This is a genomic window from Kothea flammea (genome assembly GCF_052161645.1).
Taxonomy (GTDB): Bacteria; Planctomycetota; Planctomycetia; order Pirellulales; family Pirellulaceae; genus Laterigemmans.
In genome coordinates this window covers 6652499-6678836 of sequence record NZ_CP197414.1, presented here as the reverse complement: position 1 = coordinate 6678836, position 26338 = coordinate 6652499, and the positions used below count along the sequence as shown (strand labels likewise).

30 protein-coding genes are annotated in these 26338 nt (G+C 57.4%); 16 read left to right on the top strand and 14 right to left on the bottom strand.

Annotation, left to right across the window (positions count from 1 at the left end; translation table 11 throughout):
- Positions 1 to 432: 432 nt before the first annotated feature.
- The gene (locus tag SH139x_RS24905) at positions 433 to 1170 is read left to right on the top strand and encodes a hypothetical protein (RefSeq protein ID WP_488352446.1); all 738 of its coding nucleotides are present in this window, start codon (positions 433 to 435) and stop codon (positions 1168 to 1170) included.
- Positions 1171 to 1204: 34 nt separating this feature from the next.
- On the opposite strand, the gene arsS is transcribed toward SH139x_RS24905, so the two are convergent.
- Complete coding sequence (gene arsS, locus SH139x_RS24900; RefSeq protein WP_488352445.1) at positions 1205 to 2329, bottom strand: arsenosugar biosynthesis radical SAM (seleno)protein ArsS; 1125 nt, start codon at positions 2327 to 2329, stop codon at positions 1205 to 1207.
- A gap of 252 nt (positions 2330 to 2581) precedes the next feature.
- Between arsS and SH139x_RS24895 the strand changes: the two genes are divergently transcribed.
- Both SH139x_RS24895 and SH139x_RS24890 read left to right on the top strand, forming a co-directional pair.
- Positions 2582 to 2965, top strand: coding sequence for a hypothetical protein (locus SH139x_RS24895; protein ID WP_488352444.1), 384 nt, complete (start codon positions 2582 to 2584; stop codon positions 2963 to 2965).
- Between the two features lie 12 nt (positions 2966 to 2977).
- Positions 2978 to 4033 (top strand): BPSS1187 family protein, encoded by a 1056-nt coding sequence (locus SH139x_RS24890; protein ID WP_488352443.1) that lies wholly within the window; start codon positions 2978 to 2980, stop codon positions 4031 to 4033.
- Here the strand turns inward: SH139x_RS24890 and SH139x_RS24885 are convergent.
- Complete coding sequence (locus SH139x_RS24885; protein WP_488352442.1) at positions 4017 to 5192, bottom strand: 6-phosphofructokinase; 1176 nt, start codon at positions 5190 to 5192, stop codon at positions 4017 to 4019. The genes SH139x_RS24890 and SH139x_RS24885 overlap by 17 nt on opposite strands.
- 26 nt (positions 5193 to 5218) lie before the next feature.
- Here SH139x_RS24885 and SH139x_RS24880 point away from each other — a divergent pair, with 26 nt between their 5' ends.
- On the top strand, positions 5219 to 6007 hold the full coding sequence (locus SH139x_RS24880; protein WP_488352441.1) for a TrmH family RNA methyltransferase: 789 nt from the start codon (positions 5219 to 5221) through the stop codon (positions 6005 to 6007).
- A 33-nt stretch (positions 6008 to 6040) separates the two neighbouring features.
- Here SH139x_RS24880 and SH139x_RS24875 read toward each other — a convergent pair whose 3' ends face one another.
- Positions 6041 to 6277 (bottom strand): hypothetical protein, encoded by a 237-nt coding sequence (locus SH139x_RS24875; RefSeq protein WP_488352440.1) that lies wholly within the window; start codon positions 6275 to 6277, stop codon positions 6041 to 6043.
- Between the two features lie 627 nt (positions 6278 to 6904).
- Here SH139x_RS24875 and SH139x_RS24870 point away from each other — a divergent pair.
- Complete coding sequence (locus SH139x_RS24870; RefSeq protein WP_488352439.1) at positions 6905 to 7123, top strand: small basic protein; 219 nt, start codon at positions 6905 to 6907, stop codon at positions 7121 to 7123.
- A 126-nt stretch (positions 7124 to 7249) separates the two neighbouring features.
- On the opposite strand, the gene SH139x_RS24865 is transcribed toward SH139x_RS24870, so the two are convergent.
- Together SH139x_RS24865 and SH139x_RS24860 are read right to left on the bottom strand one after the other, a co-directional pair.
- On the bottom strand, positions 7250 to 7708 hold the full coding sequence (locus SH139x_RS24865; protein ID WP_488352438.1) for a hypothetical protein: 459 nt from the start codon (positions 7706 to 7708) through the stop codon (positions 7250 to 7252).
- A complete protein-coding gene (locus SH139x_RS24860) occupies positions 7705 to 9375 on the bottom strand; it encodes a HEAT repeat domain-containing protein (protein ID WP_488352437.1) in 1671 nt (556 codons plus the stop codon). Before SH139x_RS24860 ends, SH139x_RS24865 begins: the two co-directional genes overlap by 4 nt.
- Before the next feature lie 343 nt (positions 9376 to 9718).
- Here SH139x_RS24860 and SH139x_RS24855 point away from each other — a divergent pair, with 343 nt between their 5' ends.
- From SH139x_RS24855 to SH139x_RS24845, 3 genes are all read left to right on the top strand, one after another.
- Positions 9719 to 9967 (top strand): hypothetical protein, encoded by a 249-nt coding sequence (locus tag SH139x_RS24855; RefSeq protein WP_488352436.1) that lies wholly within the window; start codon positions 9719 to 9721, stop codon positions 9965 to 9967.
- 144 nt (positions 9968 to 10111) lie between these two features.
- Complete coding sequence (locus SH139x_RS24850) at positions 10112 to 10912, top strand: TatD family hydrolase (protein ID WP_488352435.1); 801 nt, start codon at positions 10112 to 10114, stop codon at positions 10910 to 10912.
- A 135-nt stretch (positions 10913 to 11047) separates the two neighbouring features.
- Positions 11048 to 11875, top strand: coding sequence for a carboxylesterase family protein (locus SH139x_RS24845; protein WP_488352434.1), 828 nt, complete (start codon positions 11048 to 11050; stop codon positions 11873 to 11875).
- Positions 11876 to 12009: 134 nt separating this feature from the next.
- Here SH139x_RS24845 and SH139x_RS24840 read toward each other — a convergent pair whose 3' ends face one another.
- From SH139x_RS24840 to SH139x_RS24825, 4 genes are all read right to left on the bottom strand, one after another.
- Entirely contained in the window at positions 12010 to 13047 is a 1038-nt protein-coding gene (locus SH139x_RS24840) for a zinc-dependent alcohol dehydrogenase (RefSeq protein WP_488352433.1), read from the bottom strand.
- Positions 13048 to 13067: 20 nt separating this feature from the next.
- The gene (locus SH139x_RS24835) at positions 13068 to 14195 is read right to left on the bottom strand and encodes a lactonase family protein (RefSeq protein ID WP_488352432.1); all 1128 of its coding nucleotides are present in this window, start codon (positions 14193 to 14195) and stop codon (positions 13068 to 13070) included.
- A 125-nt stretch (positions 14196 to 14320) separates the two neighbouring features.
- Positions 14321 to 14746, bottom strand: a complete 426-nt coding sequence (locus SH139x_RS24830; protein ID WP_488352431.1) for a peptidylprolyl isomerase — start codon at positions 14744 to 14746, stop codon at positions 14321 to 14323.
- Positions 14747 to 14894: 148 nt separating this feature from the next.
- The gene (locus SH139x_RS24825) at positions 14895 to 15692 is read right to left on the bottom strand and encodes an enoyl-CoA hydratase/isomerase family protein (protein WP_488352430.1); all 798 of its coding nucleotides are present in this window, start codon (positions 15690 to 15692) and stop codon (positions 14895 to 14897) included.
- Positions 15693 to 15776: 84 nt separating this feature from the next.
- Between SH139x_RS24825 and SH139x_RS24820 the strand changes: the two genes are divergently transcribed.
- From SH139x_RS24820 to SH139x_RS24800, 5 genes are all read left to right on the top strand, one after another.
- On the top strand, positions 15777 to 17039 hold the full coding sequence (locus SH139x_RS24820; protein WP_488352429.1) for a GTP-binding protein: 1263 nt from the start codon (positions 15777 to 15779) through the stop codon (positions 17037 to 17039).
- Between the two features lie 148 nt (positions 17040 to 17187).
- A complete protein-coding gene (gene hisH, locus SH139x_RS24815; RefSeq protein ID WP_488352428.1) occupies positions 17188 to 17829 on the top strand; it encodes an imidazole glycerol phosphate synthase subunit HisH in 642 nt (213 codons plus the stop codon).
- An 8-nt stretch (positions 17830 to 17837) separates the two neighbouring features.
- Positions 17838 to 18413: a hypothetical protein gene (locus tag SH139x_RS24810; protein ID WP_488352427.1), complete on the top strand. Its 576-nt coding sequence runs from the start codon at positions 17838 to 17840 to the stop codon at positions 18411 to 18413.
- A 270-nt stretch (positions 18414 to 18683) separates the two neighbouring features.
- Positions 18684 to 19118 (top strand): hypothetical protein, encoded by a 435-nt coding sequence (locus tag SH139x_RS24805; protein ID WP_488352426.1) that lies wholly within the window; start codon positions 18684 to 18686, stop codon positions 19116 to 19118.
- 2 nt (positions 19119 to 19120) lie between these two features.
- Positions 19121 to 19285: a hypothetical protein gene (locus SH139x_RS24800; RefSeq protein ID WP_488352425.1), complete on the top strand. Its 165-nt coding sequence runs from the start codon at positions 19121 to 19123 to the stop codon at positions 19283 to 19285.
- 3 nt (positions 19286 to 19288) lie between these two features.
- Here SH139x_RS24800 and SH139x_RS24795 read toward each other — a convergent pair whose 3' ends face one another.
- The 5 genes from SH139x_RS24795 to SH139x_RS24775 all read right to left on the bottom strand — a co-directional run bounded on the left by SH139x_RS24795 (position 19289) and on the right by SH139x_RS24775 (position 23783).
- The gene (locus SH139x_RS24795; protein ID WP_488352424.1) at positions 19289 to 19816 is read right to left on the bottom strand and encodes a 3-hydroxyacyl-ACP dehydratase FabZ family protein; all 528 of its coding nucleotides are present in this window, start codon (positions 19814 to 19816) and stop codon (positions 19289 to 19291) included.
- 30 nt (positions 19817 to 19846) lie between these two features.
- Positions 19847 to 19945, bottom strand: coding sequence for a 50S ribosomal protein bL37 (locus tag SH139x_RS24790; protein ID WP_488352423.1), 99 nt, complete (start codon positions 19943 to 19945; stop codon positions 19847 to 19849).
- A 161-nt stretch (positions 19946 to 20106) separates the two neighbouring features.
- Positions 20107 to 21186 carry a mannose-1-phosphate guanylyltransferase gene (locus tag SH139x_RS24785; RefSeq protein WP_488352422.1) on the bottom strand — a complete coding sequence of 360 codons (1080 nt, stop codon included), beginning with the start codon at positions 21184 to 21186 and terminating at the stop codon, positions 20107 to 20109.
- Between the two features lie 122 nt (positions 21187 to 21308).
- On the bottom strand, positions 21309 to 22733 hold the full coding sequence (locus SH139x_RS24780) for a UTP--glucose-1-phosphate uridylyltransferase (protein ID WP_488352421.1): 1425 nt from the start codon (positions 22731 to 22733) through the stop codon (positions 21309 to 21311).
- Positions 22734 to 22937: 204 nt separating this feature from the next.
- A complete protein-coding gene (locus SH139x_RS24775) occupies positions 22938 to 23783 on the bottom strand; it encodes a lipoate--protein ligase family protein (protein WP_488352420.1) in 846 nt (281 codons plus the stop codon).
- Between the two features lie 226 nt (positions 23784 to 24009).
- On the opposite strand from SH139x_RS24775, the gene SH139x_RS24770 reads away from it, so the two are divergent.
- The 3 genes from SH139x_RS24770 to SH139x_RS24760 are packed head-to-tail and all read left to right on the top strand — an operon-like array spanning position 24010 to position 26326.
- The gene (locus SH139x_RS24770) at positions 24010 to 25653 is read left to right on the top strand and encodes a hypothetical protein (RefSeq protein WP_488352419.1); all 1644 of its coding nucleotides are present in this window, start codon (positions 24010 to 24012) and stop codon (positions 25651 to 25653) included.
- Positions 25650 to 26000 (top strand): 4a-hydroxytetrahydrobiopterin dehydratase, encoded by a 351-nt coding sequence (locus tag SH139x_RS24765; protein WP_488356086.1) that lies wholly within the window; start codon positions 25650 to 25652, stop codon positions 25998 to 26000. The genes SH139x_RS24770 and SH139x_RS24765 overlap by 4 nt, the downstream gene beginning before the upstream one ends.
- Positions 26000 to 26326 (top strand): hypothetical protein, encoded by a 327-nt coding sequence (locus SH139x_RS24760; RefSeq protein WP_488352418.1) that lies wholly within the window; start codon positions 26000 to 26002, stop codon positions 26324 to 26326. The genes SH139x_RS24765 and SH139x_RS24760 overlap by 1 nt, the downstream gene beginning before the upstream one ends.
- Positions 26327 to 26338 lie beyond the last annotated feature (12 nt).

Here is a 26338-nt window from a genome sequence, read left to right as displayed (position 1 = left end):
ACAAGCGGCTTGATCTCACCAGCCGGAACAATCGGAACACCTTAACGCCGCTGATTCAGTTTGCAGAAGTTTCATGTAGATCATTGACGGTTGTCTGCCGATTTCCTTCTGTGCCGGTAGGAGGGATTAGTCATCACTCCGGCACAACCATCCGGGAAACGCGCCGTTCGCTTCGTGTGGGGACTTGAAGTGTTCGATCCGCGTGGACTTTACGGATCCTAGAATCGGGACGGCTGGAGGGATGTGCGAGTGCATCTCTCCAGCCGTTTTTTCGTTTTCGGACGAAAAGTCTTTAGGCCCCCTCTGTGGGTTCTCGCCGATATTCTCATTGGCAGCTCAAGCTTACGCAATTCGCAAAGTTGGTGCGTTTTCACTTTGGTAAACGCGGTTGCCGACTTACCATGAGGAGATGAACCTTGGCGGCACCGTACTATGAAAATTTACAAAATTGACCAACACGATCAGCTAATCCATTTGTGGCGCGAGCTGGGGCTTCGCAACTTGCATGTCGTGCACGTTGATTTTCACTGCGACATGCGTGGCTTGCTGGTTGACCTCGACCGTCAAGTTGGCTGGAAAATTCCTGAAGTTCGCCAAACTTTGGATGAAGGTAACTTTTTGCGTTACGCCATTTTCGAAGGCGTTGTGGCGGGAGTCAGCTGGATTCATGGCACACCCGGCGGTCGGTTGTACGATGTGCACACGGTTAAGTACACCAGTGACTTGTCAGCCATGTTCCATCGTCGCCCACTGAGGGCTCAAGTGCCGCAACCGTTGCGGTACGAGGAGCTCGAGATGCAGCACTGGCAAGGAGTTTGCGACGGAGACTTTCTCGATATCGACTGGGATACCTTCGCGGATAGATCTCTGCTGGAAGGGGAGATCGAGAGGCGTGTCGAGGCGTTTCTCGCCAAGCATCTTGATGCCCAGCTGAGCGGCGTATCGGTCTGTTTCTCACCGCATCACAGTCATCCCACTCGGGAGCGATACGATCGGTTTGTGGAATCCTTGGCGGAGCGATTTTCCGCAGAAATTGAAACGCGAGTCTACCAGCAAGGATCCAATGAACTGCCTTGGCGGATGAAGTTGATCCCCAAGCCGATTTATGACAATCTGCAAGCAGTTTACCATGGCGGTCGTTTGGCGCTGAAGCGATGCGGTATTCAATAGCAATTTAGGAACGAGCGGTCAGGAGCGAGCCGCGTTAGGATTCCAAGCTGACCAGGGCGCCTTGGCAACTCGAACCGGCTCCCGCCGTGCAGCCAAAGCAATGCCGGCCAGTGGCAATCCGGCGTGCATGCAAGTCGTTGAGGTTAAAGTCGTTGATGTGCTGAGGCGCTCGGCTATCAAGTTCGATATTCAGCATTTGGTTGAAATCACAATCGAACAAACGGCCCTCCCAGTCGACTGAGATCATGGAACGGCACATCACATCGCTGAGCGTTAGCGGATTGAATGCTTCGACCAACGTCCGCATGTAGGCATCAAATTGCGCTTCGCGTAACAAGTCATCTAAGAAGCGACTAATCGGCAGATTTGTAATCGTGTGCAAAGCGGTAAATACAATCCCGTAGCGTTCGTTCAATTCTCGCCGGTAGTCCACTTCGAGCTCGGATTGCGCGGGAGGTAACTTGGCGCCAATCGGGTTGTACACAAGATTTAATACTAACCCCGAGTCGTCCGCTCCGTAGCCCAGGGCGTTTAATTCCCGCAAGGCTTCGATGGAACGTTGAAAAACGCCACTGCCACGTTGGCTATCACAATTATCTTCCAGGTAGCAAGGTAACGAGGCAACGATTTCGACTTGATGATCAGCCAGAAATCGCGGCAGATCGCGATAGCCTTGGGCGGTGAGAATCGTTAGGTTGCAGCGGTCGATCACGCGACGTCCCAGCGCCCTTGCTTGTTCGACCAGCCAGCGGAAATGGGGATTCATTTCCGGAGCTCCGCCGGTGATGTCGAGCGTCGCGATGTCGTTCTCGTCGATGACCCGAATCACCTGCTCGGCAATTTCACGGGTGATGCTCTCGCGACGATCGGGCCCGGCGTCAACGTGACAGTGTGTGCACGTTTGGTTGCAAACTTTACCCACGTTGATTTGTAACACTTCGAGCCGACCGGCGCGCAGCTCAGGCAGCCCCCGCTGCCGCAGTTGGTCGTCGAACAGGGGCAATTGTCCGTCACTGGGGCGTTCCAGTATTTTTCGCTGAAACGCGGCGTTGGCAAGCTCGGCGTTTCTTCGCATTAGCGATAATTGCATCATCAACTCCTGTCGTGTTTTTCCCAACGCGTTTGCGGTGGTGTCAACCGTGTGTGCCAGCAGGTTCATTGTTTTATCACAAACCGCCACTCATTCCCCCCCCGCAGCTATCGAGATCGAGTAGCGTATGGCTAGGCAATCAACAGTCGGCTTAGTTCGCGACTCCTTACATGCGGCTGGTTTTTTTCTGGCATACCGCGTAGAACTCGGCTGAAAAAGCCCGCCGTCGTGAATTATTACACAGAGCTGGGATCGGCCGCGCGAGATAATCGGTGGTCAGGTTAGGCATGATCTATTTTGTCAGTCGAGCGGAGTCAATCGATGAAGTCAGCATTTTTCAGTCTCGCTATTTTGAAATCCACGGTTTTGCTGCTCACCACGATTTGCTGGTTGGGTTATTCTGTCAGCCTAGCCAACGGAGGTCAGAAAGTCGCCGTGGGGGTCCGCGTACCGGCGGCTCAGCAGATTCCTTTCGCGGAGATTCAACATGCAACTTGGGATGCCTTGCTGAAGCGTTATGTCGACAAACAGGGTGCCGTCAATTACGCCCAGTGGAAAAGCACCGCCGCTGATATGCAGGCACTCGAGTCGTATCTGAAGATGCTTTCGCGAGCGAATCCCAGCATCAAATCGAACCCGCAGCAGGCTCTCCCTTGCTGGTCCTCCCGCAGTTTTTCAACGACTTGTCCCTGTTCCTCGCGATGAGCATTTTTGATCATGAAACAGATAGTTTTTACATTAGTAGCCTGGGCGGCTGGCTTAGCCATTACGCAGACGAACTTGACTGGACAGGAAGCGGGCTCACGCTTCAATCCCTCCGGGCAGGTTTATCGTTTCACGGCGCGGGCGAGTGAGCTGGATGATCGTGCTCGCGAGCATCCCGAGATTGGCTTTGTATTTGAAAAGGATGGTAAGCCGCAGGACGTTCAGCACGCGATCGTCGACACGCGGGTTGAGTCGCGTGGTCAGTTGGTGATCTGGCTGATGGGGCATAATGGCGAGTTGTTCAAGCGGCTCAGTGGCTACGGGTTGCATGCGATCGAGCCGCATTATGCTCGCAATTGGTTTTCGCTCGTCTGTCAAGAACAGCCCGTCGGTGAAACCTGTCGCGGCGATGTGCGGCTGGAGGCGGCCACCGGGGAGGATTACAGCGATCAAGTGACGATTCCCACCGCGGATGGGATGCGGCATCGTGCCACCGTGTTCGTACGTTGGCTGGCCGACACCAACCCGGCAGGAAAATGGGATCAATTCCTCAGCGATGATCGGCAAGATTTACTTTGGGACAAGGTGATTTTGGCTGGGATCTCGCACGGTTCGACCACTGCGGCACGGTTTGCCAAGCATCAGAAAGTGGCCCGCGTGGTGATGTTTTCTGGGCCGCGTGATCAGTATCAAAGTTGGCAAGGCTTGCCCTCGGCCACCCCCGCGAATCGTTACTTTGGCTTTACCCATGTGAAAGATACTGGATGGGAGCAAAGCCACTATTGCCGTTCCTGGGAACTATTGGGGCTGCATCAATTTGGACAGCTGGTGAACGTTGACGAGGTGGCTCCGCCCTACCAGCACTCGCGTCGTTTGTTGACTAACTTTGACGTCGACGGGAATGCTGGGCGAGCTCATTCTGGCTCGGTGCCGGGCCGCTCGGCCGGTCGTAGCGAGGCGGGCGATTTTCTCCACGAGGCCGTCTGGGAATATCTCTTTACGTCGCCGGTCGACCAAGTTGGTGAAGCTGTCGCGATGGACGACAACTGCATCAAGGAGCAGCGTTAAGCTGGAAGGGATTGAGCGGATGGAGCGAGTCACCGAAGCTGATTCCCATGGCCCGCGCGGCGACCACCGCGGAGCTGTCGAGGTGAACGGTCCGCAGGCAGTCGATGGCTTTGAGGATGGGAACCGAAAAGATTTCAGGCGGGTCGCTGTAGACCATTTCGCCAAAGCGTTTTTGGATCACTAAGCGGACAGCGTGAGCGCCGTACATCGTCGCTAAAGCGCGATCGAAAGTCGTCGGTGGGCCGCCGCGTTGGAGGTGCCCCAGGACAACGCAGCGAACTTCTTGACCACAACGCTCTTGAAGCTCGGCGGCGATCACGTTGCCGATCCCGCCGAGCCGAGTTTGCCGATCGGTTTGTTCTTGTTCCTGAGCCACGTTGAGGCCCGAAGGGAGTTTGGCCCCTTCGGCCACGATCACCAAAGTGAACGATTTTCCCATGCCCCGACGGGCCTGAATTTTGGCGAGAATGTTTTCGTATTCCCACTCAATTTCCGGGATTAAAATTACATCAGCTCCGCCCGCGATGCCGGCGTGCAGGGCGATCCAGCCAGCGTGGCGGCCCATGACTTCCAGCACCATCACGCGTCCGTGACTGGCGGCGGTCGTGTGCAACCGATCGAGCGCGTCCGAGGCACACGCCACGGCGCTATCGAAACCGAACGTGTAAGCGGTGCAGTCGAGGTCGTTGTCGATCGTCTTGGGGACACCGACAACCGGCAGGCCCGCTTCGTGAAATTGCTGCGCGGTCGTGAGCGAGCCATCACCGCCGACGCAAATCAAACCGGCCAAATCATAACGGGAGAAAGTCTGGCGAACCGCATCAATGATTTCCGGGGGCAACTCCAGCCGGCCGTCTTTGCCAACGCGAGAGGCAAATCGCCCGCGGTTGGTCGAACCCAGGATCGTGCCGCCTTGGATTAAAATGCCCGCCGTGTTGCGATGATCGAGAATTCGGCAGCGGACCGGCTCGATGAGACCCTCGAAGCCTTCCTCAAAACCAATTATTCGATACCCTTGCGTGATGCCCGTCTTGACGACTCCGCGAATCACCGCGTTTAAGCCGGGGCAGTCACCGCCGGAAGTGAGGATTCCGATCGTGGGTCGTTGTTGTGGATCTTCGGGGGGCACATTCCTTAATCGCACTTCAGGATCAAACACACTTGCCTCACTTGCTAATTCGATCGATGGATGACCCACGCCTGGAGCCCTACCGCAACATACGCTCGCGGGATCCAACGAAGGAGGGAACACGGTTTATTGCAGAAGGTCGGCTACTCGTCGAGCGGTTGCTGCGGAGCCGACATCGATGTCACTCAATTTTAATGAAAACCGGCTATGACGAGGAGTTGGTGCGATTGGCCACGTCGCAGCCTTCGCCACCGCAGATCTTGGTCGTCGAACAAACCTTGCTGAAACAGCTGGTCGGTTATGACTTTCATCGCGGCGTGATGGCATGTGGCGAGCATCCGCCTTTAAAAAGGCTCGACGAACTGCCCGCAGCCGCCACCGGGGATTCACCTTTGCTCGTCGTATGTGGAGTCGATAACCCGGAGAATATTGGCGGGCTAATGCGGTCGGCGGCCGCCTTCGGAGTCAGCAAAATGGTGTTGAGCGACGATGTGGCTCATCCTTTTTCTCGCCGCGCCCTGAGGGTCAGCATGGCGACCGCCTTCCAGTTGGATTTCTACCGGTTGGCCCAGCCCGCTGCCGAGGTGACTCAGTTGGCCGAGCGGCATGGCTATCGGACGCTGGCAACCACTTTGGCTGACGCGGCGATACCGTTGCATCAGTTTGTTCGCGACCAGCGACCGCTGGCAGTCCTGGTCGGCAGCGAAGCCAACGGATTGCCCGCAGCGGTGCTAGCAAGTTGCACGGATCTGTTGACGATCCCCATGAGTCCGGCAGTCAATTCGCTCAATGCCAACGTGGCAACCGCAATCTTCTTGTACGAGCTGACGAAACTCGGTGGCTAATTCCGCTTTGTTTGACGACATAAACGAAGGTGCTTAGAAAGGCCGAGCGATTATCCAACCAGCGATCAGTGAAAGCATGGAAGCGACGGCGGCGATCGCTAACCAGCTGAAAGAATGCCGATGTATATTAAGCTGTGCGGCGAGTGCTTCCACTGCCTCGGCCGCTTCGCCTTGCGTCACACCCACTTCCTCAGCGTAGGCCATGATGGCGTCGTGCCAATCACCTTCGCGGAGCAAATGAAGCACCAGATCCCGCTGGGTTTCAGTCATGCTAATTGATCGAATGTGTGAGGGACTTTGAAAATTTCACAGCGGAACCGCCTTGCTGTATCCTCTGGACACAGAGCACACCGAGATTCTGGAGCCGATCGAAGCAGATACAAGTCCAAAATTCAGTCATACCGCTAAAGAACTGGAATTCAGCGGTCGTTCACGACGATGATCAGGGTCAGTGAAACTAAGCTGCCAGAACTGTTTGCTTCTTGTTAAGATGACACACATCGCGTGGTCTGTGAAGCGGGAATGTGAAGCCAGGCAAGTGGGGAGGAGACTGCGGTTGTCCGTCGCACGGCGATGAGAATTACTCAGTGGCGGGTCGCTTAACTTTGGCGGGCCCTTTGGGGTTCATTCCTTCCCTAGTCGGCTTCTGATATCGCGAGGCCATTTCTGGAGGCTGCTGAGGATCCTAGCCGAAAATCGAAAAAAACAGCGGCCAGCGGCACGACGGCGAGCGGTTTTTCGCTGGGGACTGAGACATGTCGGTGAAAATCGGCGAATATTTTTCTTCGTTCCCGTTGCGAAGAATTGAATTCCCTAGTAATTTTCGGGGTTCAACGAAACATCTACGCGGACCTACAAACCGCATTTGGGTATTAGCTCCTGTGGGAGAGTTTGACAATGACGATGGACAAGAGCCTGAAGGTTCAGGCCGGCGCGATTAAATCACGCAACGTTTTGACCCGCGCAGAACGCATCGAGCGACTCAAGACGCTCGATCGCTGGAACGAAGACTCCGAAGCAGTGGGCATGCCCAAGGTTCGGGTGGTCAAGGTATCACTGAAGAAGAAGAAGAAAGTTAAGAAGGAAGAAGACGAAAAGGGCAAGAAGAAGAAGTAGTCGCCTGGGGCTCTGTTTTTTCCAGGCAGAGTCCGCCTTTTTCGGTTTCTCCGGATTCATTTGCAGAATTGGGCTGCTTTGCCGCCCAGTTGTTTTTTTGCTGCGGCGCCCCTGTGGCGGTGGCGGTTATTGCTCTGCCGGTTTGCCAGCGAACAGATGATCTGACAAAGCACCGATCCGTCCCGTCGCCCGCTCGCCGTGTGCCTCTCGGTAGGCCGTTTCCGCACGGCGGAAGATATCCGGACGCACCATCAGTTCGGCTGGTGAGGTGGCGTCGACGAGGTCAGCCATTGTCTTCAGCGTTCGAGTTTGCCTGACGGTCAACTGGTGCATTTGGCAAAGCTGGCGGAACAGGCGGTGCGGCGCGGCAACGGTATTTCGACGTTGCTGCAGATATTGGTACAGCGTTGAGAGCACGATTGCCGCCGCGACCGGTAAAATGATCAGCCACAGGTAGGGGAGCCAATTGGTTGGGGTTTGCTCACCCGAAAATCGCTGCCCCATGCTGGAGAGCCGCGATTGACCGCAGAGTATCCATTCGCTGACGAGCGATACGGAATTACAGAAAAGCGTTAGGTTATTCATGATTGCAGTCGGTTCTGGGAAGCATCGAGTTGCAAACTGTTTGCCGGCAGGGTGAACGAACTTTGCCCAGGGGAGCCTGTGTTTTGCCCCGTGTTGGGCCCCGCGTTTGGAGTGGACTTGAGTTCCTCCAGTCGCTCGGTTAGCGAGTCGATTGCGGCATCTCGCTGCGAGCCATCGGGTCCGAAGGCGGCTCCCTCCAGAGCCACCAAGGAAGCCTCATCTTGACCTTGGACGAGCGCCTGCAATGCCAAGATGCGAACTTCTCGGTAGTCATCTTTGGCGATCTGGGTGAGCGCCGATTCGAGCGAGTTCACCAAACCACAAGCCACAATTGCCTTGACCGCTTGGCGTCTTCGTTCAATCAGTGGACTGCGTAAGGCTTGGGCGAGTGTGTTAGCGGCATTTCGGTCAATTCGGCAAATCACTCCACCTACCGCCGGCAGTTGGACTGCCGGCAATTCATCGATAACTTTCACAAAGTGCTCGGCATGCAAGCCTTGCATGACATGTTGCAGGCCGTGCACGATCGCTTGACTGGGATGGTCAAGCAGTTTCAGCACCCGTTTGATGACGCGTTGGTAGGGGACAAGGTGGGGTTGCATCTGACCTGAGTCGCTGGCTAAGGCTGCGGCCGCTTGCAGCAGTATTTCGGGATCGAGTGGCGGGCAATGGGCTAAAGCGATCGCCACGGCTGCCTCGGCGTCATGGTTGCCTTTGGCGATTACATCCAGCAGCAACGTGAGTTTGTCCACCGGGGAGTCGTTGTTGGCCGTGTGGGCGTGCACCAGACCGACCAGAAATGTCGACGGCGTTTCGTTTGCCAGCGTTTCTAGGGAATGGAAAATTGCCAGCAAGGGCATTTCGCGGAGATGCCGCAGCAACATCGTGGTTGGTTCTCCGCCCACGGTTTTTAACAGCGCATTGCGGAACAGTTCGTCGCTGCGAAGCTCAATCGCTTGTCGCACACCTGCGGGAATATGCTTGCGGCGAAGGTATCCGGCAATCAACTGCAGTACCCCCGGCACAGTGCTGGTCATGAGCGGAGTTTCCAACCGTCGCGCGGCCTCCAAATCCTCGGTCAACAAAATCCGCAATTCGCGGTCACCCCAACTGGAGGCTGCCAAGAAAGCTTCGCTGAGCCCCTCGCAACGATGAAAGTTCATGCGGCGAATCGACTCGGCGAGTCTTCGCACCACCGGTTCGCGGAGACTGGGTCGTCCGCGACCCTCGCGTGCCGAGGTTCCCAGGCTGCCGCTGACATCCATCACGGCAGCCATCATGTGCTGTCGCAGTCTACGGTCGCCAGCTGTTTCCAGGCGGTCGATGACCAGCGGCAGCAGGCCATCGAGGCTGAGCATGCGGAGCGCGCTGAGGGCTGTCAGCCACAGCGGGGCATCGGCTTGACCTTTGAGAACGCCAGCAATCACCGCTTGCATTGCCGCTGGATGCTCCTGCACGGCTCGCAGTTCGGAGTCGTTCAGATCTTCCCACATTTTCAGGATCAACAACGCGCCGCGATCGGTCCGACGGTTCAAAATTGCCGTGATCGCTTGCTGACGGACCGTCGTTTCATCGGACTCCAAGGCCAACGCAAGCAATCCGTCCGCCGCGCCATTGGCGGCGGTGGCGAGCACGTTAAACGTTAATTGCATTCCCGTTGTGACCATTGGACTACCTAGCCAAGAGCTGCCTATACCTACGAGGTTCTGTAAAAGGGATATTCTTCTCAATTGGTATCGACCACCTAGAACCCGCACTTTTGCGAACTATGGCAAAGCTGCGGCGGTATCCTCTGCGCTCCCTGCGTATTTCGCATAACCGTTACAAACCGGCCTGCATGGGTGGTACGGCTAATCATGTGAGCTTTTCCTGACTATACTGAGAGCTCTCGCTGGGGCCGCGTCAATTACCAGCGCATTTGAATTGCTGTCGCTTCGCTTTCCCACTTGCAGAAATTATGTTTCACCCTCCTTTGAATCGCACTCGCGGACTCGGCGAGGCAAAATGCTCATGAATGCGAATCAAGTGCTCGATCGACATTACTTGGAAGTCCGCGCAAAGCTGCTGGAGATCGCCGCCACGCTCGATCGCGTTGAACGGGCGGCCGAGGCGGAGTCTGTCGATCACCAACGTCTGGAACAACTGATGGCAGGTTTGCAAATTTTGCAACAAGCTGGCGTAACGGACCGGGCCGAGCAAATTCAACAGCTATTTTCTCGGGCTTACGATCCTCAGTGGCGGAGTGAGTTCGAGGTTTGAGAGCGTTTGTGGTTTAAGTGAGCCTGCAGGCTTAGCGAGCTTGCAGTTTCAGTGAGTTGTCTGGCCGATCGCCGCCAAGTATTCGTCACGCTGGTGCGTGATTTTTCCCGGCCCCTTTCCAAATAGCCCCCACGAGACTCAGCGATGGACTATATCGATCCACATATCCACATGGTGTCGCGCGTCACCGACGACTATGAGATGCTGGCTCGCATGGGCTGTGTGGCGATAAGCGAGCCAGCTTTTTGGGCTGGCTTCGATCGCTGTTCGGTCGATGGATTTCGTGACTACTTTCGCCAGCTGACCGAGATTGAACCTAAGCGGGCGGCCGCCTATGGGATCCGGCATTACACTTGGTTGTGCATCAATGCCAAAGAGGCGGAGAACGTCAGTTTGTCAAGAGAAGTGATTGCGATGATTCCCGAGTTTTTGTCCTCTCCCAACGTGCTGGGGATCGGCGAGATTGGGCTGAACAAGAACACTCGCAACGAGTCGCTGATTTTTCTCGAGCATCTTGAGTTGGCAATCAATCACGAGCAGCCAATCTTGATTCACACACCGCATTTGGAAGACAAGTATCAGGGCACTCGCATGATCCTCGATATGTTGGGAGGCGATTCCCGCATCGATCGTTCCCGCGTGCTAGTGGACCATGTCGAGGAGCACACGATCGGTGCCGTTCTAGACGCTGGTTACTGGGCCGGGATGACCTTGTACCCAGTCACCAAATGCACGCCGCAGCGGGCGGCCGACATGATCGAACAATTTGGTCCCGAACGGTTGATGGCGAATTCAGCAGGTGACTGGGGCCCCAGCAAGCCAACGGCGGTCCCCGATTTGATTTTTGAAATGCGGCGGCGGGGACACGACGAGGCTCTCATTCGTAAGATTGTTTACGAAAATCCACGCGAGTTCTTTGCCAAGAGCAAACAGTTTCGCTGGTAACCCGCTGGTAACGTGCTCGCTGCTATTCGGCACGCCTTTTAACATGCCGCTCGGCGCTGACTTAGAATTTCGCTTTGACTTCCATTCCGTACGCCGGTGCGCGTCACCGGGGAATTTTTTCCTCAGGATTAATGTATGCCGACAGCTTCAATTTCAAACAGTTTTGCGATCCGGCTGCCGATCATGGTGGCGGCGATGTTGTGGCTTGCCGTTAGCGGTGAGGGGCAAGATGGTGTGAGAGAAGTGAACGCGGATTGGCAGGACGCGCTAAGCAAGGAGTCTATTACTGCTGGCGAGAACAAACTGAATTATCGTTTGTATCAACCGCCGGTCAAAGCGGGTGAAGATTCTGCGACGCCCTATCCGTTAGTTTTGTTTTTGCACGGTGCAGGCGAGCGTGGCGTAGATAACGAGGCGCAGCTGAAGCATGGTGTCAGCGAGTTCATGCGGCGACAAGGCGAGTACCCCTGTTTTTTGGTCGTGCCCCAGTGTCCCACGCAGCAGCGGTGGGTGGAGCGAAATTGGAGCGAAGCGACCGGAGAGGATACTTTCGAGGAAGCCCCCAGCGCGCCAATGGAGTTGGCCTTGGCGGTGGTGGAGGAATTGGTGAAACAGAAACGGGTCGATCCCAAACGGTTGTATGTGACGGGGCTCTCGATGGGCGGCTATGGAACTTGGTACGCCGCTGGTTTCAAAGGGTCACCATTTGCGGCCGCCGCGCCGATCTGCGGTGGCGGCGATCCCTTGTGGGCTGAGCGTTATCGGGAGTTGCCGCTGTGGGCTTTTCACGGGGATGCCGACGGTGCCGTACCAGTTGCCCGCTCGCGAGAAATGATTGCCGCGATCAAGCAGGCTGGTGGCCAGCCCAAGTACACGGAATACCCAGGCGTGGGCCACGACAGTTGGACGCGGACCTATCAGGACGACGCCTTCCATCAGTGGTTGTTCAGCCAGGCCAAGTAGCCAAGTCAGTCATATCAAGTTTCGATGAAATCAGCCGTTGAGCGGCAGCTCACGGTTGCGAGGAACCGGACGCTGGCGCGTTCCGGCTGATTCTGTATTGGTTAGTGACTCACGCGGAGGTGCTTTAGCCCAAGCTACGACTGGGGGCAGACCAAAACTTTCATGGCTCCCGGCACCCCTTCGTACAGCTTGGCGAACCACTCGGCGCCTTCCGCCAAGGTTGATTTGGCGGTGATCAGTGGTGCGACTTTGATGGCACCGCTGCTGAGCAGGCGAATGCACTGTGGGTATTCGCCTTGCGAAGCACAACTTCCTTGCACGGTGATTTCTCGGGTCACCACCGATTGCAGCGGGAACTCGATCGTGGGGCTGAGGTTACCGACCAGCGTCACGGCGCCCCCTTTGCGAACCGCGGCGATGGCGTCGTTGACGGTTTGTTGATGCCCGACGACTTCCAGCACCGCGTCGGCACCCCGGCCGGCGGTCAATTGGCGAACTTCGGCTGGGATATCGAGCTGGCTGGCATTGAGCGTTACGTCGGCACCTAATTGCCGAGCCACATCGAGTCGGTCGGCCGCCACGTCGGTGGCGATCACCAAGCCGGCCCCTTTCAACTTGGCAGCTTGAATGGTCAGCAAACCGATCATGCCGCTGCCGACGACGACGACCGAATCGCCCAGCGAAAACTTGGTGATGTTGACTGCGTGCACGGCGATCGAAACGGCTTCGATCAGCGCGGCGGCCTCAAAGGACAGTTCATCGGGCAGGCGGTAAATGATATTTTGCGGTACGGCAACCAGTTCCGCGAAGGCGCCGTTTTGGCGATAGTCCCCGCAGGAGACACCGAGCACGCGACGATTGTCGCAGAGGTTGATTTCGCCGCGACGACAAAAGTGACATTTACCACAGGAGATTGTCGAGTCGAAGGTCACCCGGTCGCCGGGCTGAAATTCGGTGACCGAAGCCCCCACGCTTTCGATCACGCCGGCCGCTTCGTGTCCCATCACCAGGGGCGGGATTCGACGCCCGGTGCTGCCGTCGTAGCCATGGATGTCGCTGCCGCAAATACCACACGCATGCACGCGAACCAGCACGTCTTCGGGACCAACCTCGGGCTCTGGAACATCGGTTAATTCAATCTGCTTGTACTCTTTGAGCAACAGCGCTTTCATCTTGGTTTCCAGATCGATCGTTAATAATTGAATTTAATGCAGACAGGTTTGGGGATGGTCACGCTGTTGCCGGTGGGCACAGGTAAACCATCATCACCCACTTTGAAGACCATCAGGTTGTTAGATTCCTGATTGGCGGTGATCAGCCACTTGCCGTCGGGACTGGGGCGAAAATTCCGTGGAGTCTTACCGCCGCTGGAGACGTGGCCGAGTGCTTCCAGGCGACCACTTTCTGCATCAAAGGCAAACACCGCCAGCGAATTGTGACCGCGGTTGCTGCCGTAAACAAAGCGGCCGCTGGGATGAAACTGAATTTCCGCCGTGGAGTTATTGCCTGCGAAATCGGCTGGCAACGTGGAGTACTCACCAATCATTTGCAACCGCTGGGGGGTGATCCGCAGCACGCTAATGATCGAGCTCAGTTCCTCGATGACCAAGACAAATTGCTCATCCGCAGAGATCGCAAAATGCCGGGGACCATGTCCGGCCGGCAGCTGGAAGGTCAACTGTTCGTTGCGGGTTAGTTTGCCGGCGGGCGAGACGTCGTAGACGATCAATTCGTCGGTCCCCAAGTCGGCCGCCATCGCTAACTTGCCATCGGCAAGAAACTGGAACGAGTGGGCATGTGGTTCGCTTTGCCGAGCTTTGTTGACGCTGCTCCCAGCGTGCTGGACAAAATCGACCAACTTCAACGGCGATTGCTGGGAGATGCTGTAAACATTCACGCTGCCCCCGCCGTAGTTGGCCACACCGGCCAACGATTCTTGACTGTTCAAGGCGACAAAGCAGGGACCATCGCCCCCCGTGTCGGCCCGCGCAATTTCTTGGAGCGTGCCGTCGGGCTCGATCCGCCAAGCCATCACGCTGGCTCCCCAGCGTTTCGAGTCGCGACGAAGTTCGGCCACGCTGTAAAGTCGCTCGGCGGTCGCGTCGAGAGTCAGGAAGGATGGGTTTGGAGTGGCGGCAGCCAACCGCGGTTGCGAGAGTTTGCCCAGTTGGGGATCAAAATCAACGACGTAGATCCCTTTGCTATCGCCGGCACCTTCACCCGTGTAGGTGCCAACATAGATGCGTGTCGGCTGCTCAGCTTGAACCTGTGCTGCCAACGCGAGACCGAGTGACGCCGCCAACGCCGCGCTCCATCTCATCCTGATAACTTCCGCCATCTTGATAATTCGCATCTTCAAAGCTCTCGTTTCGCGGTTGCCTGATGAAACCAATTGCCTGATTAAACCGATCGTGACTCTAAGAACGCACCACTAGCTTGCCGTGACTAGCTGACCGTAACTTTATCCATAGTATCGCCACGCTCGATTTGGTTAACCACGTCTTGCCCTTCGGTGACGCGACCGAAAACCGAGTGCTTGCCATCGAGCCAAGGAGTCGCCACGTGGGTGATGAAGAATTGCGAACCGTTGGTGCCGGGGCCGGCGTTCGCCATCGACAACACACCGGGGCCATCATGGATCAAGTCGGGGTGGAATTCGTCTTCAAATTGGTAGCCGGGGCCGCCAGTTCCGGTCCCTTGGGGGCAGCCGGTTTGCACCATGAAGTCTTCGATGACTCGGTGGAACGTGAGGCCGTCATAAAACCCTTCACCCGCCAGTTTCTCGAAATTGGCCACTGTTTTGGGAGCCTTGTCGTCGTACAACTCGAGCGTAATCGTGCCTTTGTTGGTCTCGATGGTGGCAACTTTCATTGCATCTTTCTTGGAATGTGTGTGACTTAAAGGGTTCGCAAACGCGGAAACACCCGGCTGCGGCGAATTCAAATTAGGCTTGCTTCGCCCGAGCAGTTTACACAATTTGTCCGCGAGCGTCTTGCCAGCGATTCGCACGCCGGTTGCCTTACGGCCATTGGGGCTCTCGTTTTTCCAAAAAGGCGCGGAGCCCTTCGGCGGCCGCATCGGTCGTGCTGGCCGCAGCCCCCAATCCGGCAGCGATTGTCAACTGGCTGATCAAGGCTTCGCCGATCGATTCGTTCAGCAAACGCTTGGTCATTTGCAGAGATTCTCGCGGGGCGGTGGCGATTTGTTGGCCTAACGCGTCGGCGCAGACCCAAATCTGATCGGCGGCCACCAAGTCGGTCAGCAGCCCCATTCCCATTGCCGTGTCGGAGTCGACCGAACGCCCGGTGAGCAACATTCTGGCGGCGACAGCTCCCCCTTGGCGAAAGTGCAACAGCGGCGCAACCATCGCACCGACCAACCCGCGTTGGGCTGCCGGTGAGCCAAACTCGGCGCGCGTCGAGGCGACGATTAAATCGCAGGCCAGCGCCAGGGCGAAGCCGCCACCAAGCGCTTGCCCGTCCACGGCCGCGATCACCGGTTTTGGATAACGCAAGATTTTCAGCAACAGTTCGCTGAGCAATTCCCAGTCGTGGTGGACTTCGTGGCTGAGCGGGATCGCTTCGCTGCCAGTTTCCAAACGGGCCACGCGGCTCAGTTCGGCCAAGTCCATGCCGGCTGAAAAGTGTGAACCTTGACCCATCAAGATTACGTAGCGAACGCGCTTCTCTTGATGCAAGTCGTCCAGCGCCTGATCAAGGGCTTGCAACATCGCCCGCGACAACGCATTGCCCCGTTGGCCACGCTGCATCACAATTGTGCCCGCCGCGGCATGGACTTTAACATCGACTTCGACCATGGTGGAAAACCTGCGATTAGGTGGAGCTGATTGGCTGAAATCATATCATCCGAAACGGACCCTCGTTTGCCAGTGGACTAAATTGTGACCAACATTCCGTTCGCCGCCTCCTTGACCCCCGTCGGACGTGGCGCGGTCGCGGTGATTGCCGTCCAGGGAGAAATCGCTCATCAAGCAATCTTGCGTTGTTTTCAACCAGCCACGCCGCTGCCGTCACCCGTCGGTGACTCGCCCCGCTTGCCGCTGCGACAAATTCGCTATGGCCGGTGGCAAAGTCCGCGGGCCGAACGGGCGGCGGAATCCGTGGTCGTGTTTGCCACCGCAGCCGACTACGCCGAAGTGCATTGCCATGGTGGCCAAGCCGCGGTGGCTGCGATTCTGAATGATTTGAAGGCCGTCGGTGTGCCGAGCAAGAGCGCCGCGGAGTTTACCGCGGTGGTTACTACTGAGCACGCGGTTTATGGCGCGCACGGAGCGGAAGCGGGCCCAGTTGTTTCCCCCTCCGATCAGTGGTTCTTCCGTAAGCTGACAGAGCAAACAAACACCACTTGGACTTGCGGTCTGGCGCTCGCGCAATTGCGTGGCGCGATCTCGCAATGGACCACACAGCTGATCGCAGTGTTAGCTGACGATAGCCAGACGGTTAAAGATCGTGAGCAACTGGCACAAGTGGCGATCGCCCAGTTGCGTGCTCGCCAGCTGGCCGGTCAGCACCTCGTGGACCCTTGGCGGATTGTGGTTGCCGGTCCACCCAACGTGGGCAAAAGTACGTTGCTTAATACACTGCTTGGATACCAGCGGGCGATCACGTTTGATCAACCGGGGACGACTCGTGACTTGGTGTCGGCCGACACGGCAATCAAGGGCTGGCCGGTGCGGCTGGTCGATACCGCCGGACTGCGCGTAAGTGACGATCCGTTGGAAGCGGAGGGGGTCCGTCGGGCTACTCGGCAATTGCAAACTGCCGACCTGGTGTTGGCGATGACCGATGCGCGGCAAGGGCTGACCGAAATGCACGTGGCGATTCGTCGCGAGACAACCGCGCCGTTGATCGTGGTGCATAACAAAATCGATTTGCTTTCCGCCGCACCCCCGGCCGTCAATGATTTGCCCACCGTTGGCATTGTGGCTCGCGAAGCGGGCAAAGTGGAACCTTTGCTGCAGCTGATCGAACAGTGCCTGATCCCCAGCGAGTTGCGGCAACGGACAGCCACGCCGGCCGATCTCGTTGACGTTCCCCCACTGCCGCCGATACCGCTGACTCCGCGGCAATGCAGCTTGTTGGCAGATGCGGCCGCCGCCGATTCGTTGCTGGCCCTGATCGCCACGCTGCGGGAACTGAGCTGACGGGAACTGAGCTGACGGGAACTGAGCTGACGAAACGCAGTCAGCTATTTTAAGTGGAACGACTTCGGCGCGCTTTGCCAGCCACCTCCTCAGCGATCGCCGTTTCCGCATAATGAACGAGCATTCTTACTAAGTAACGGAAACGAGCATGATCACGATCGTCGATTATCAGATGGGAAATTTGCGCAGCGTGCAAAAGGCGATCGAAAAGGTCGGCTACGAAGCGCGAGTCTCTGCCGACCCGCGTGAGATTGCCGAGGCGGACAAGTTAATCTTGCCGGGAGTGGGTGGATTCGGCGAGGCGATCGGCGAGATTCGGCAGCGTGATTTGGAGCAGCCGATTTTGGACTTTCTGCAGTCGGGGCGACCTTTCCTGGGGATTTGCTTGGGTCTGCAATTGCTGTTTGAAACGGGGTATGAAGGGGGCACGCACCGCGGATTGGGCGTGCTGGGCGGTGAAGTGGTTCGCTTCCGAATCGATCCCACGCTGAAGGTGCCGCACATGGGTTGGAATCGCGTCGCGCGGGGAGCAGATTTTAACCCCGGTGAGGTTCCCACAATTTTGGCGGACGTGACTGCGATGAGCCACTTTTATTTCGTCCATTCCTACTTTGTCCGCCCGGCCGATTCGTCGATTGTCGCCTTGGAAGCCGACTACGGCGGCCCGTTCTGCGCGATGATTCAACGCGGACCCATCTATGCAGCTCAGTTCCACCCTGAAAAAAGCCAAGCCGAAGGGCTGAAATTGCTGAAAAACTTTGCTTCCTTAGCCGTTCCCGCCAGCTCATGAGCGTTGCCATGGACCCCCAAACCATTTCAGCGCTCGATTCTTCCGGGTCTGGTTTGCAACTCCGCTTCAGTTGGCTCGGAGATCGTTACGGGCACGTCATCGAACGCATCAGCCGTGGGGAAGGTGCTTCAGGAAGCGAGTTGATCACCCTACCCTTGTTGGCCTCCATCGAATCGGCACCCGATGAAGCGTGGCCCAGCAGCCCACCCCTACAGCAGCTCTCCGTGGAGCCGATTCAAGCAACTTCGGTGGCGCTCGCCGTGGGTGCCGCTGGGCAAGCGCACTGGAGTTTGAGTGTCACGCCCATTACCGGCGGCGCAGGTCAGCCGGGATTTCTATTCGACGCCGCAATTCGCTGTGCAAACCCAATCGGCAGCCTCGGCTCCGACTATTTGCGGTTGGGTGCGAAGGAAGTGTCTGGCGAGCACGATCTGGCGCCAAGTGCGGCGCTGCGCATCGAGCCTTTGGGGGAAGTGGCGGCGACGACGGTGAACAACTTGGCCCATATCGTGCAGATTGCGCCGGCTGTTCGCCAAGCCCCGACGGTTCGCTGGGCTTATCGCATCATGGCCAGCTCGCGGTAGTGGCCAGCGGTAATCGCAGCCTGCCACGGCAAATAAATTGTGAAGATTTGACGGTTAATCGGGTCGCTCGCGTTATCCCGGTCGTCCCTGTCATTCCGCGCATGCCGAATTTGATTGTTTTGCGCTGGGTAAAAACGTTACCAGCGAAACTTGCCGCATAATTGATCCAACCGTAGCCCCAGCATCCCGATGGTAACTTTCGGACAAAGGTGACTCGATGTCGAGCTCGCCGCCGAAAATGCTCTTTTTGCCGCTGGGATAACTTCCCCCGTGAGTCGTCAGCCTTCGCATCGCAAATCGCCCCACCATGCCGCCGGTGTTTTCACCCGGTTGGTTTGCGGTGTGCTACTGATGGTCTGCGGTTTGACCGGCTGCGCGCAAACTTATCCGTTTCAGCGGGCCGACCAGAGCGAAGGCTCAGCAGCGACCGACCCAGTCGCTGCTGGGCAAGGCGGCGGGGAACTGGACGACAGCGGGGAACCGGACAACAGCGGGGAACCGGCGGAGGTGGGGCTGGCTTTCGATCGCTTGCGAGCGGAACTCACCCAGGTGCGACCATTCGTCCCGCAGCAATCTCAGGACGCGGCGGTAGTCAAAGCTAGCCAAAGGGATACCATAATCCGTGGCGATGATTGGTCGCCGGAAATTCCCATCGCTGGCGCAGAGAGAATGAACTTCGCTGGGTCGGCAAGCTTCAGGCGTTGATTTTGTCCATTTCTGCTGCGGTTCTCGCCCAAGCCTCCAACGCCGCTCAACGCGAAGTTGGAAATTTCATGATTGTCGCCGTGATGGGGGTCATCGTGGTCGCGCCCACCATCTTCTTGGTACTGATCGTGATGGTGGGCCGCCGGGGCGGCCGCGATGATCATTAGCAGCTAGGCTTGCGGTTCGACTTGTCGCAGCGGATTGAGCGCTTCGATGGGGATGGGAATCCCTTTCAGCACCCCCTCGACGACGATGGAGTCACCGACCGCGCCTTGGAATCTAGCAACGATCATGCGATTGCGGCGAGCTTTCTCGAGTCGAACCATCACCAATAGCCGGTCGCCGGGGATGACTGGGTCGCGAAAGCGGACTTCGTCGAGCCCGCCAAAACCGACCATTGCGGCACCGAGCAGGTCATATTTTTGCGTAAAATAACTGGCCAGTTGTGCAGCTGCTTCCAGCATAATGACGCCTGGCATGAGCGGCATGTTGGGCATGTGGCCCCGCACCCAAAACTCATCTTTCGTAAGGTCTTTGTAGGCCGCGCAGAGATTTTTCTCGCCATCCTCCAGGAGGATCGCGGTCAGTTGTTCCATTTCGTACCGCTGTGGATTGTACCGCCGAATTTCTTCAATTCCGGCGATTGGATTATCAAAATCCAACAGCGATAGGTCAACTAAAAATTCGCGAGTTGCCACAGGTGCGCTTCTAATCGGCAAAGCCAGCAGTTAGGTGCGAACTTTACGACGACGAGCCTTACGCGCCTTGGCATTGGCGGGGCGACGCCCATGGTTTGCTTTTTTCAATTTGCGGTGCGGTTTAGCCATTGCTCGAACTTATCTAGAACCAATGATGGACTGCGAAATCTCAATGAGCTACGTGGGTTTTCCACGTAGGAGGGAAAACTTTAGCAGCTTTGGCTGTCCAGCGAAAGGCTTACCCAGATATTCACCCCACCGCGATTTGCCGGGTGGGGGCCAGCGTATACCTACAGCAGGGATTGTGGGCCTGAGGCTTGCAATCGCTGCACCACCTCGCGTACTCGCTCCTCTGCCGATTTGGGGGCCACCAGGGTGGCATCACCAGTTTGCACCACGATTAAGTCGTCCACGCCAATCGTGACTACCGTGTGATCCGCCTCGGTGCGAATAATCGAGTTGGTGGTGTCGATTCCCAAGTGGTTTCCTTGAACCGTGTTGCCGTGCTCGTCAGGGGGCACCATGCGAGCCAACGCTTGCCAGCTGCCGACGTCATCCCAGCTGAAAGGCGCTTCGATGACCACGACGGGGCGATATTGTTCCATCACCGCGTAGTCGATCGATTTCCCTTCGATTGCGGCAAATTCATCGGCCAACACGGTCTCGAAATCGGCTTGCCCGGCCGCTTGTGAAATTTTCCTAATGTGCTCGCTCATCTCCGGTTCGAATTTGGCCAGAGCCTCGAGGATGGTGGCCGCCCGCCAGAGGAAAATGCCGCTGTTCCAATAGAACGTCCCCGCTTGCAGATATGACTCGGCAGTCGCCAAGTCGGGTTTTTCGCGAAATCTTTCGACCTCGAAGGCAGCCACTTCGGTCTCATCCGCCAATGCGTCTCCGCGTTGGATATAGCCGAACGATTCGGCCGCGTAGGAAGGGCGGATACCGAAGGTGATAATGTTCCGGGGGTCGGCCGCCAGCAGCCGTTCTCCCGCTTTGATCGCTTGTTGAAATTGCTCGACGGTGCCGATGATGTGATCCGCCGGCAGCACCAACATGGTGGCATCAGGGTCGCGAGCGGCCAGCAAGCCGGCGGCTAAACCGATGCAAGGAGCCGTGTCACGTTTGCAGGGCTCCCCCACGACTTGCTCGGGGGGCAGTTCAGGCAACTGTTGGCGAATCGCCGAAACCAGCCGTTGGTTGGTGACGACCAATTGGTTCTCGGGAGGCACCAATCCGGTTAAGCGGTCCGCCGTCGATTGAATCATGGAGCGATCGCCGACCAATCGCAGCAGTTGTTTCGGAGTCTGCTGGCGACTGGCGGGCCAAAACCGGGTTCCGCTTCCGCCGGCCATTATCACAGCGTGCAACATCAATCATTTCTCCAGCGACCAAAAGGGCGACCAAAAGGGTACGAACGACCAAAGGGGGACGAACGTGCAAACATAGCTCGAAATAGCGAAGGGGCACCGCCAATTCAGCGGCGAGCGATTGGTCAACCGAAATACTGGTCGCTGGTAATCAAGCTGCCGGCTGGGGCAAGTTTGCCCGCTTCGACCGCCATCGCGACTTCGCAAGCATCGAGCGCCAAACGGGGGTTTATTTCCACTTGCACTTTGGGGGCGACCTCCACCCCGGCGGCTCGCAACCAGCTGGCGTGCAGCTTGCAGATTTGCTCCTTGGCTGCAGCGGGCGTGTCGGTTTCCGCGCCGTCGGCATTTTTGACGGGCGCGAAGACCTCCGCCGCTAGCCCCTCGACGACAAAAGCATTTTCGGCGGCCGGCAGCAGGTCGAAAATGAAGCGTTCAAACTTGGTCGCGTTGGGCGCGTCGGGCTCGATCAAGTTCCCGGTCGCGTCCAAGTGGGGCACCTTTTTATGGGCTCGATGGAACGGCAGCAGCTCGGGCGAATCGGCGACGCGGGCGACAAAATCAGTGGTCAGCACGTGCACCGCAATGTTCCCCGCCCAGAGCTTCAGCTCGCCCGACGGTTGCGTCAGCTCGGCAGCCGCCTGCGGCAAATCGCTGTACTCAATAATTTGCACGCGACCGTCGACCAGCACCACGTTGCCGACCCGCTCGGTGGCGAACCGTTTGCGAACCACTTGAGTCGTCATTTCGCTGCCAGCCATCACGTGGTGGCCCAGCAGGGCGGGGTCGCAGAGGCGGGCCAGCGGGTTGTCGACTTGAGCGTAAAATAATTGTTCGATCTCCTGCTCGCGCAACCACTCCAAAGAGCCGCTTTTGGCCAAGGCCTTGATCGTCCCGCCGTGTCCGTCGGGGCTCAGTGCCAAAGAGTCGGGTTGGCTGAGCAGCAATTTGCCAGTCTCCGCATCGACCGCCGGCATGGTTCCTTGGCAGAAGATGCGCACTTGGGTGGGATCGAGCCCGAGGTGATTTTCTTGTTCCATGTAGGCGACCGTCTCGGCGTGCGTCGCCGGGCTCGTCATCAGCAGCAGGGGCACGCGTTTGCCGTAACGTTGCCCGACCGCCAGCAAGTGATCAGCAAAGCACTGAAACAGCGTTCTCTGGGAGACCGGCCCGATCGGAAACATCCCTTTCGGTTGCTCGAAACCCAAACGCGTTCCCTGCCCACCCGCCACAATCAATACGGCAACTTTTCCCTCCCGCAGCAAAGCCTCGCCACGTTGCCACGCCTCACTGGCGGACCACGCGGCACCGCTGCCGTCAGCTTTCACGGCCGGAGGTGCTTGAGCTTGCATCGCCAAGCTGGCAAAGTCCACCGCTTGGTCCTGGCCAGCGATCAGGCTATCTAATTCCGCGAAATCTAACTCGCTTAATTGCGTCGCAAAAGCCGCCTGCTGCGACTCGGAGAGCTGATCCCAAAAGCGCAAAACATGAGCCTGTTGATGGGCTTCCAGTTGGCTCCGCAGCGCCTCAAATTGATCCTGGTTTATCATGAGTCTGAGATCTCTCCAGTGAATTTTAGATACTTGCGCGTAGATGAAAGGTGGGAGTTAACGCCGTGCGTCCCGCGTCGTGTTTGTTCGTTTGAGTTGCGTTTGTTGCTCTTCAAGCTATCACAAAATCGTTAACACGTGGTCAGCCCAGCGTGACCAGGAACGCAACGGTGGCTAGCGCCAAAACCGCTAACAGTGCGCCGCTTAATGGCGAAAATTCCATGCGGGGTTTTGGTATCGCTCTCGGGCTAACGTTTCTGCTCGGCGAAACACCGACGCCGGGAATTCAACTGGCAGAGCTGGAGATGCTTCGCGAGTAAAAGCTTCGCGCACCGTTTGCCAGAGGAGTTCCCGGGGCAGCGGCAAGTTCGTGATAAAGCTGGCATGGTCACGGCTTTGCCGGTAATCCGGATGACGCGGTGGCATCCGCAAACAGTTGGCGATCAGGGGGAGATCTGCGTCGTACAGCAGGGTGCCGTGATAAAGGATGTGCTCGCGAGCGACTCGTAAGCTGTTCCCCGAAAACTTGCGATCGCGATAGGTCAAATCGCATGTCCCTTGAAACCGAACTTCCGGGACTCGACTCGCGATCGCCGCGGTCAGCGTGGTCATGATAAAGTCGTGCGCCAAGTCGAGGTTTCGCAATTCAGCGCGCTGGCGGAGGCTGAGCACGACCGAGTACATCAAACAGCCCGGCCCGGCCACGATCGAGGCGCCGCCGCTGCAGCGCCGCAAGAGGGGAATCCCCCGCCGCTGGCAATGATCTTGGTCGACCTCGCCGGCCACTTTGCTGCCGCGGCCCAGCACGACCACTGGTTGTTCAAATTCCCAGACCCGCAGCAACTCGCTGGTTTCGCCCGCCTCGGCGGCTTCCAGGCATGCTTCATCGATCGCCAGCTGGAAGCTTGGCTGTCGGTAATTCGCGTCCAGGGATGACGGTTCGTGCAGCAGTGGAATCATGCGGTTTGGATAAATGTCTGCGTGAAGGGCTGGAGGGAAGGAGGTTGCGTTGAATTTGTTGCCGCTCGCGGTCGTGTTGTTAATTTTCAACGTTTGTAGCGAGGAGTGAGCAGGCTCGGCAATTTGGTGAAAAAAAACAGCGCCGGGTGTCGGCTGAGTGCCTCACAATCTTGAATTTTTTTGAGAATCGCTAAATCGTGACCAGTATTGAACTTGCATGACAAAATTGCATCAAATGGGATTTGCATGTTTGCCGCGTTGGTAACAAACTAAGAGGGTGAGGACCTCGTTGCCACCAATTGGATGCAAGAACCCTATGACCTCAATCGACTCAACGTCCGTGACCATGATTGCCATTCAGTCGCTTCGCCAGCTCGCCCACAACTGCCTCCGTCCTCGTCCGCTCCGTCAAACTTTGCTGGCCGGTCTCGGTGGCGCCGGTGTCGCGGTCTCGATGGCCTTGACCGCTCCCGCCACCTTCGCCCAAGACGCTTGCTGTTTTCAACCAGCTTACCGCTTGCAGTGCGACACGGTGCTGGAGCCGCGGGTCGAGACTGCCTATCGTACCCGCTACCAGACCGTTCCCGAAGTCCGCGATGTTACCGAAACTCGCTACGTGCTCAAGACTCGCACGGAAGATCGAGAAATTCGCGTGGCCAAGCCGGTCGTAAAGACCGCCTATCGCGAAGAAACCTACACGGTGATGAAACCGGTGTTGGAGACTTCGCTGGAAAAGCGTCAGCGGACCCGCACTCGCATGGTTACCGAAACCTCCGAGCGAATTCAACAGGTCACCAGTTATCGTCCCGTCGTGGAAACCCAGTATCAAGCCCGCCAGTACCAGGTCCAGCGGCCAGTGACTGAGACCATGATGCAAACGCAAGCCTACACGACGCTCCGTCCCGTCACCACGATGGAAAGCCGCTTGGTCGACGCCGGTGGTTATGTGCCGCAACAGGTGGTCACGCCGGGATCAGTGAATTATGGACTTCAGTGGGTCCCGCGGGCTTATCAAACCACGGGCCCCCTGGGCATCCTCAGCGTTAACCGGGGCGGTCTGTTTTGGACGCCCCAAGTGACGCCGCCGACGGTGCAAACGCAACTTGCCTACCGCCCCAACTTCGTCAACCAACAAGTCGCCCGGACTCAGTACGTGCCGGAAACGGTGCAACAGCAAGTTCCCGTGCAAACGACTCGCATGGTGACCGAAACGGTGTCTGAGCAAGTCCCCGTGCAAACCACGCGAATGGAAGCGGTGACCGAGGAACGCCGCATCCCCGTCACGGTCCAGCGGCCCGAGACTGAGACCTACGTCGAAGAAATTCCCGTGCAACGTTACCGCTACGTGGCGGAGACCAAAACGCGTCGCATTCCCGTGACGACGACCGAAACCGTGTACGAGACGCGCAGTGAACCAGTGCAAATCCAATACTACGAACCGGAAACTTTCACGCGCCAAGTGACCGTTAATCGCGTGGTCCCCGTGACCGAAGAGTACACTCGCACGGTGATGGTTGCCCGACCCCGCATCCAACGCGTTGCTCCCAGTTACTACGACCCCTTTGGTGAATCAATTTCCAGCGGCTACTCGTCGCTGATGCCCCCGGTTATCTATCCCGGGACCAGCGAGATAGATTCCAGCGTGTTGGGCTCTAGCGTGCTGACGCCCACGCCGGCTGAAAGCCAAAAACCGAAAGCCGGGATCACCGGCATGAATTCCAAGCTGACGGAGCCCGCCAGCGAAGATGAAGAGCAGAGCCCTTCGGATGTCACCACCCCCGATGCGCGGTCGGAACAGCCTGCTGACGAGTCCGATAGCGGCGGTGAAGGTAACGGCCAAGTCACCGAACCGAGCGATGAAGACCCGATTGATCCCCCCGCCCTATCAGGTGCTGGCAACTCGCCAGTGCTGTTTCGGATGCGTGGGAACACCATCAAACGACAGCCTCGGGAAGCATAACCGCCGTGCATGACTCGCCCCTGACGGAACGTAAATGTGTCCCTTGCGAAGGTGGTGTCGAGCCTCTTTCGCGTTCCCAAGCCGAGCAATTGCTGCTCCAGCTAGACCGCTGGCAGTTGTCGACCGACGGCAAGGCAATCTACCACAAGCGATCGCTAAAGCATTTTGTCGAGGCGCTCGGTTTCCTCAACGCGGTGGGAGATTTGGCCGAGCGGGAACAGCATCATCCGGACCTGCACCTAGCCGGTTATCGCAACGTTCGCATTGAATTGACCACGCACGCAATCGGCGGACTGAGTGAGAACGATTTCATCGTCGCCGCGAAAATCGACGCCCTGACGGTCTGATGCTGCCTCGTCTCAAGGCTTTGTTGCTGCTTGAGGAATGCACCGGAGTCGATATTTGGCCGCTGGACTATTGCCGCCAGCGTGGGATCCCCGAGGAGTGGTTGGAGCAGTTAGCCGACGCTTTTGAATCAGGCTACGATCGCGATACCGACACGATCTACTTTCAAGACCGACCCGTCAACCAGTTCCACGGAGTGCTCGATTTTGATCTGGCGATCTTGTTGGGCCAGAGCTTGGGAATCGATGTCGAGCGGGTAACGGCTACCGCTCGCACACCGACCGCCACGGTACGAGCGATTCAAGAAGCGGTCGAAGAGGAAATCTAAACGTCACTCGGG

Excerpts from the sequence above, each read along its gene's own strand:
- SH139x_RS24875 (WP_488352440.1), bottom strand. The coding sequence starts at position 6,277 with ATGACTGAAACCCAGCGGGATCTGGTGCTTCATTTGCTCCGCGAAGGT.
- SH139x_RS24860 (WP_488352437.1), bottom strand. The coding sequence starts at position 9,375 with ATGGTCACAACGGGAATGCAATTAACGTTTAACGTGCTCGCCACCGCC.
- SH139x_RS24760 (WP_488352418.1), top strand. The coding sequence starts at position 26,000 with ATGCTGCCTCGTCTCAAGGCTTTGTTGCTGCTTGAGGAATGCACCGGA.
- SH139x_RS24895 (WP_488352444.1), top strand. The coding sequence starts at position 2,582 with ATGAAGTCAGCATTTTTCAGTCTCGCTATTTTGAAATCCACGGTTTTG.
- SH139x_RS24810 (WP_488352427.1), top strand. The coding sequence starts at position 17,838 with ATGGACCCCCAAACCATTTCAGCGCTCGATTCTTCCGGGTCTGGTTTG.
- SH139x_RS24880 (WP_488352441.1), top strand. The coding sequence starts at position 5,219 with ATGGATGACCCACGCCTGGAGCCCTACCGCAACATACGCTCGCGGGAT.
- SH139x_RS24845 (WP_488352434.1), top strand. The coding sequence starts at position 11,048 with ATGCCGACAGCTTCAATTTCAAACAGTTTTGCGATCCGGCTGCCGATC.
- arsS (WP_488352445.1), bottom strand. The coding sequence starts at position 2,329 with ATGAACCTGCTGGCACACACGGTTGACACCACCGCAAACGCGTTGGGA.
- SH139x_RS24870 (WP_488352439.1), top strand. The coding sequence starts at position 6,905 with ATGACGATGGACAAGAGCCTGAAGGTTCAGGCCGGCGCGATTAAATCA.
- SH139x_RS24785 (WP_488352422.1), bottom strand. The coding sequence starts at position 21,186 with ATGTTGCACGCTGTGATAATGGCCGGCGGAAGCGGAACCCGGTTTTGG.
- hisH (WP_488352428.1), top strand. The coding sequence starts at position 17,188 with ATGATCACGATCGTCGATTATCAGATGGGAAATTTGCGCAGCGTGCAA.
- SH139x_RS24865 (WP_488352438.1), bottom strand. The coding sequence starts at position 7,708 with ATGAATAACCTAACGCTTTTCTGTAATTCCGTATCGCTCGTCAGCGAA.
- SH139x_RS24790 (WP_488352423.1), bottom strand. The coding sequence starts at position 19,945 with ATGGCTAAACCGCACCGCAAATTGAAAAAAGCAAACCATGGGCGTCGC.
- SH139x_RS24840 (WP_488352433.1), bottom strand. The coding sequence starts at position 13,047 with ATGAAAGCGCTGTTGCTCAAAGAGTACAAGCAGATTGAATTAACCGAT.
- SH139x_RS24830 (WP_488352431.1), bottom strand. The coding sequence starts at position 14,746 with ATGAAAGTTGCCACCATCGAGACCAACAAAGGCACGATTACGCTCGAG.
- SH139x_RS24770 (WP_488352419.1), top strand. The coding sequence starts at position 24,010 with ATGACCTCAATCGACTCAACGTCCGTGACCATGATTGCCATTCAGTCG.
- SH139x_RS24825 (WP_488352430.1), bottom strand. The coding sequence starts at position 15,692 with ATGGTCGAAGTCGATGTTAAAGTCCATGCCGCGGCGGGCACAATTGTG.
- SH139x_RS24780 (WP_488352421.1), bottom strand. The coding sequence starts at position 22,733 with ATGATAAACCAGGATCAATTTGAGGCGCTGCGGAGCCAACTGGAAGCC.
- SH139x_RS24835 (WP_488352432.1), bottom strand. The coding sequence starts at position 14,195 with ATGAGATGGAGCGCGGCGTTGGCGGCGTCACTCGGTCTCGCGTTGGCA.
- SH139x_RS24890 (WP_488352443.1), top strand. The coding sequence starts at position 2,978 with ATGAAACAGATAGTTTTTACATTAGTAGCCTGGGCGGCTGGCTTAGCC.
- SH139x_RS24850 (WP_488352435.1), top strand. The coding sequence starts at position 10,112 with ATGGACTATATCGATCCACATATCCACATGGTGTCGCGCGTCACCGAC.
- SH139x_RS24855 (WP_488352436.1), top strand. The coding sequence starts at position 9,719 with ATGAATGCGAATCAAGTGCTCGATCGACATTACTTGGAAGTCCGCGCA.
- SH139x_RS24905 (WP_488352446.1), top strand. The coding sequence starts at position 433 with ATGAAAATTTACAAAATTGACCAACACGATCAGCTAATCCATTTGTGG.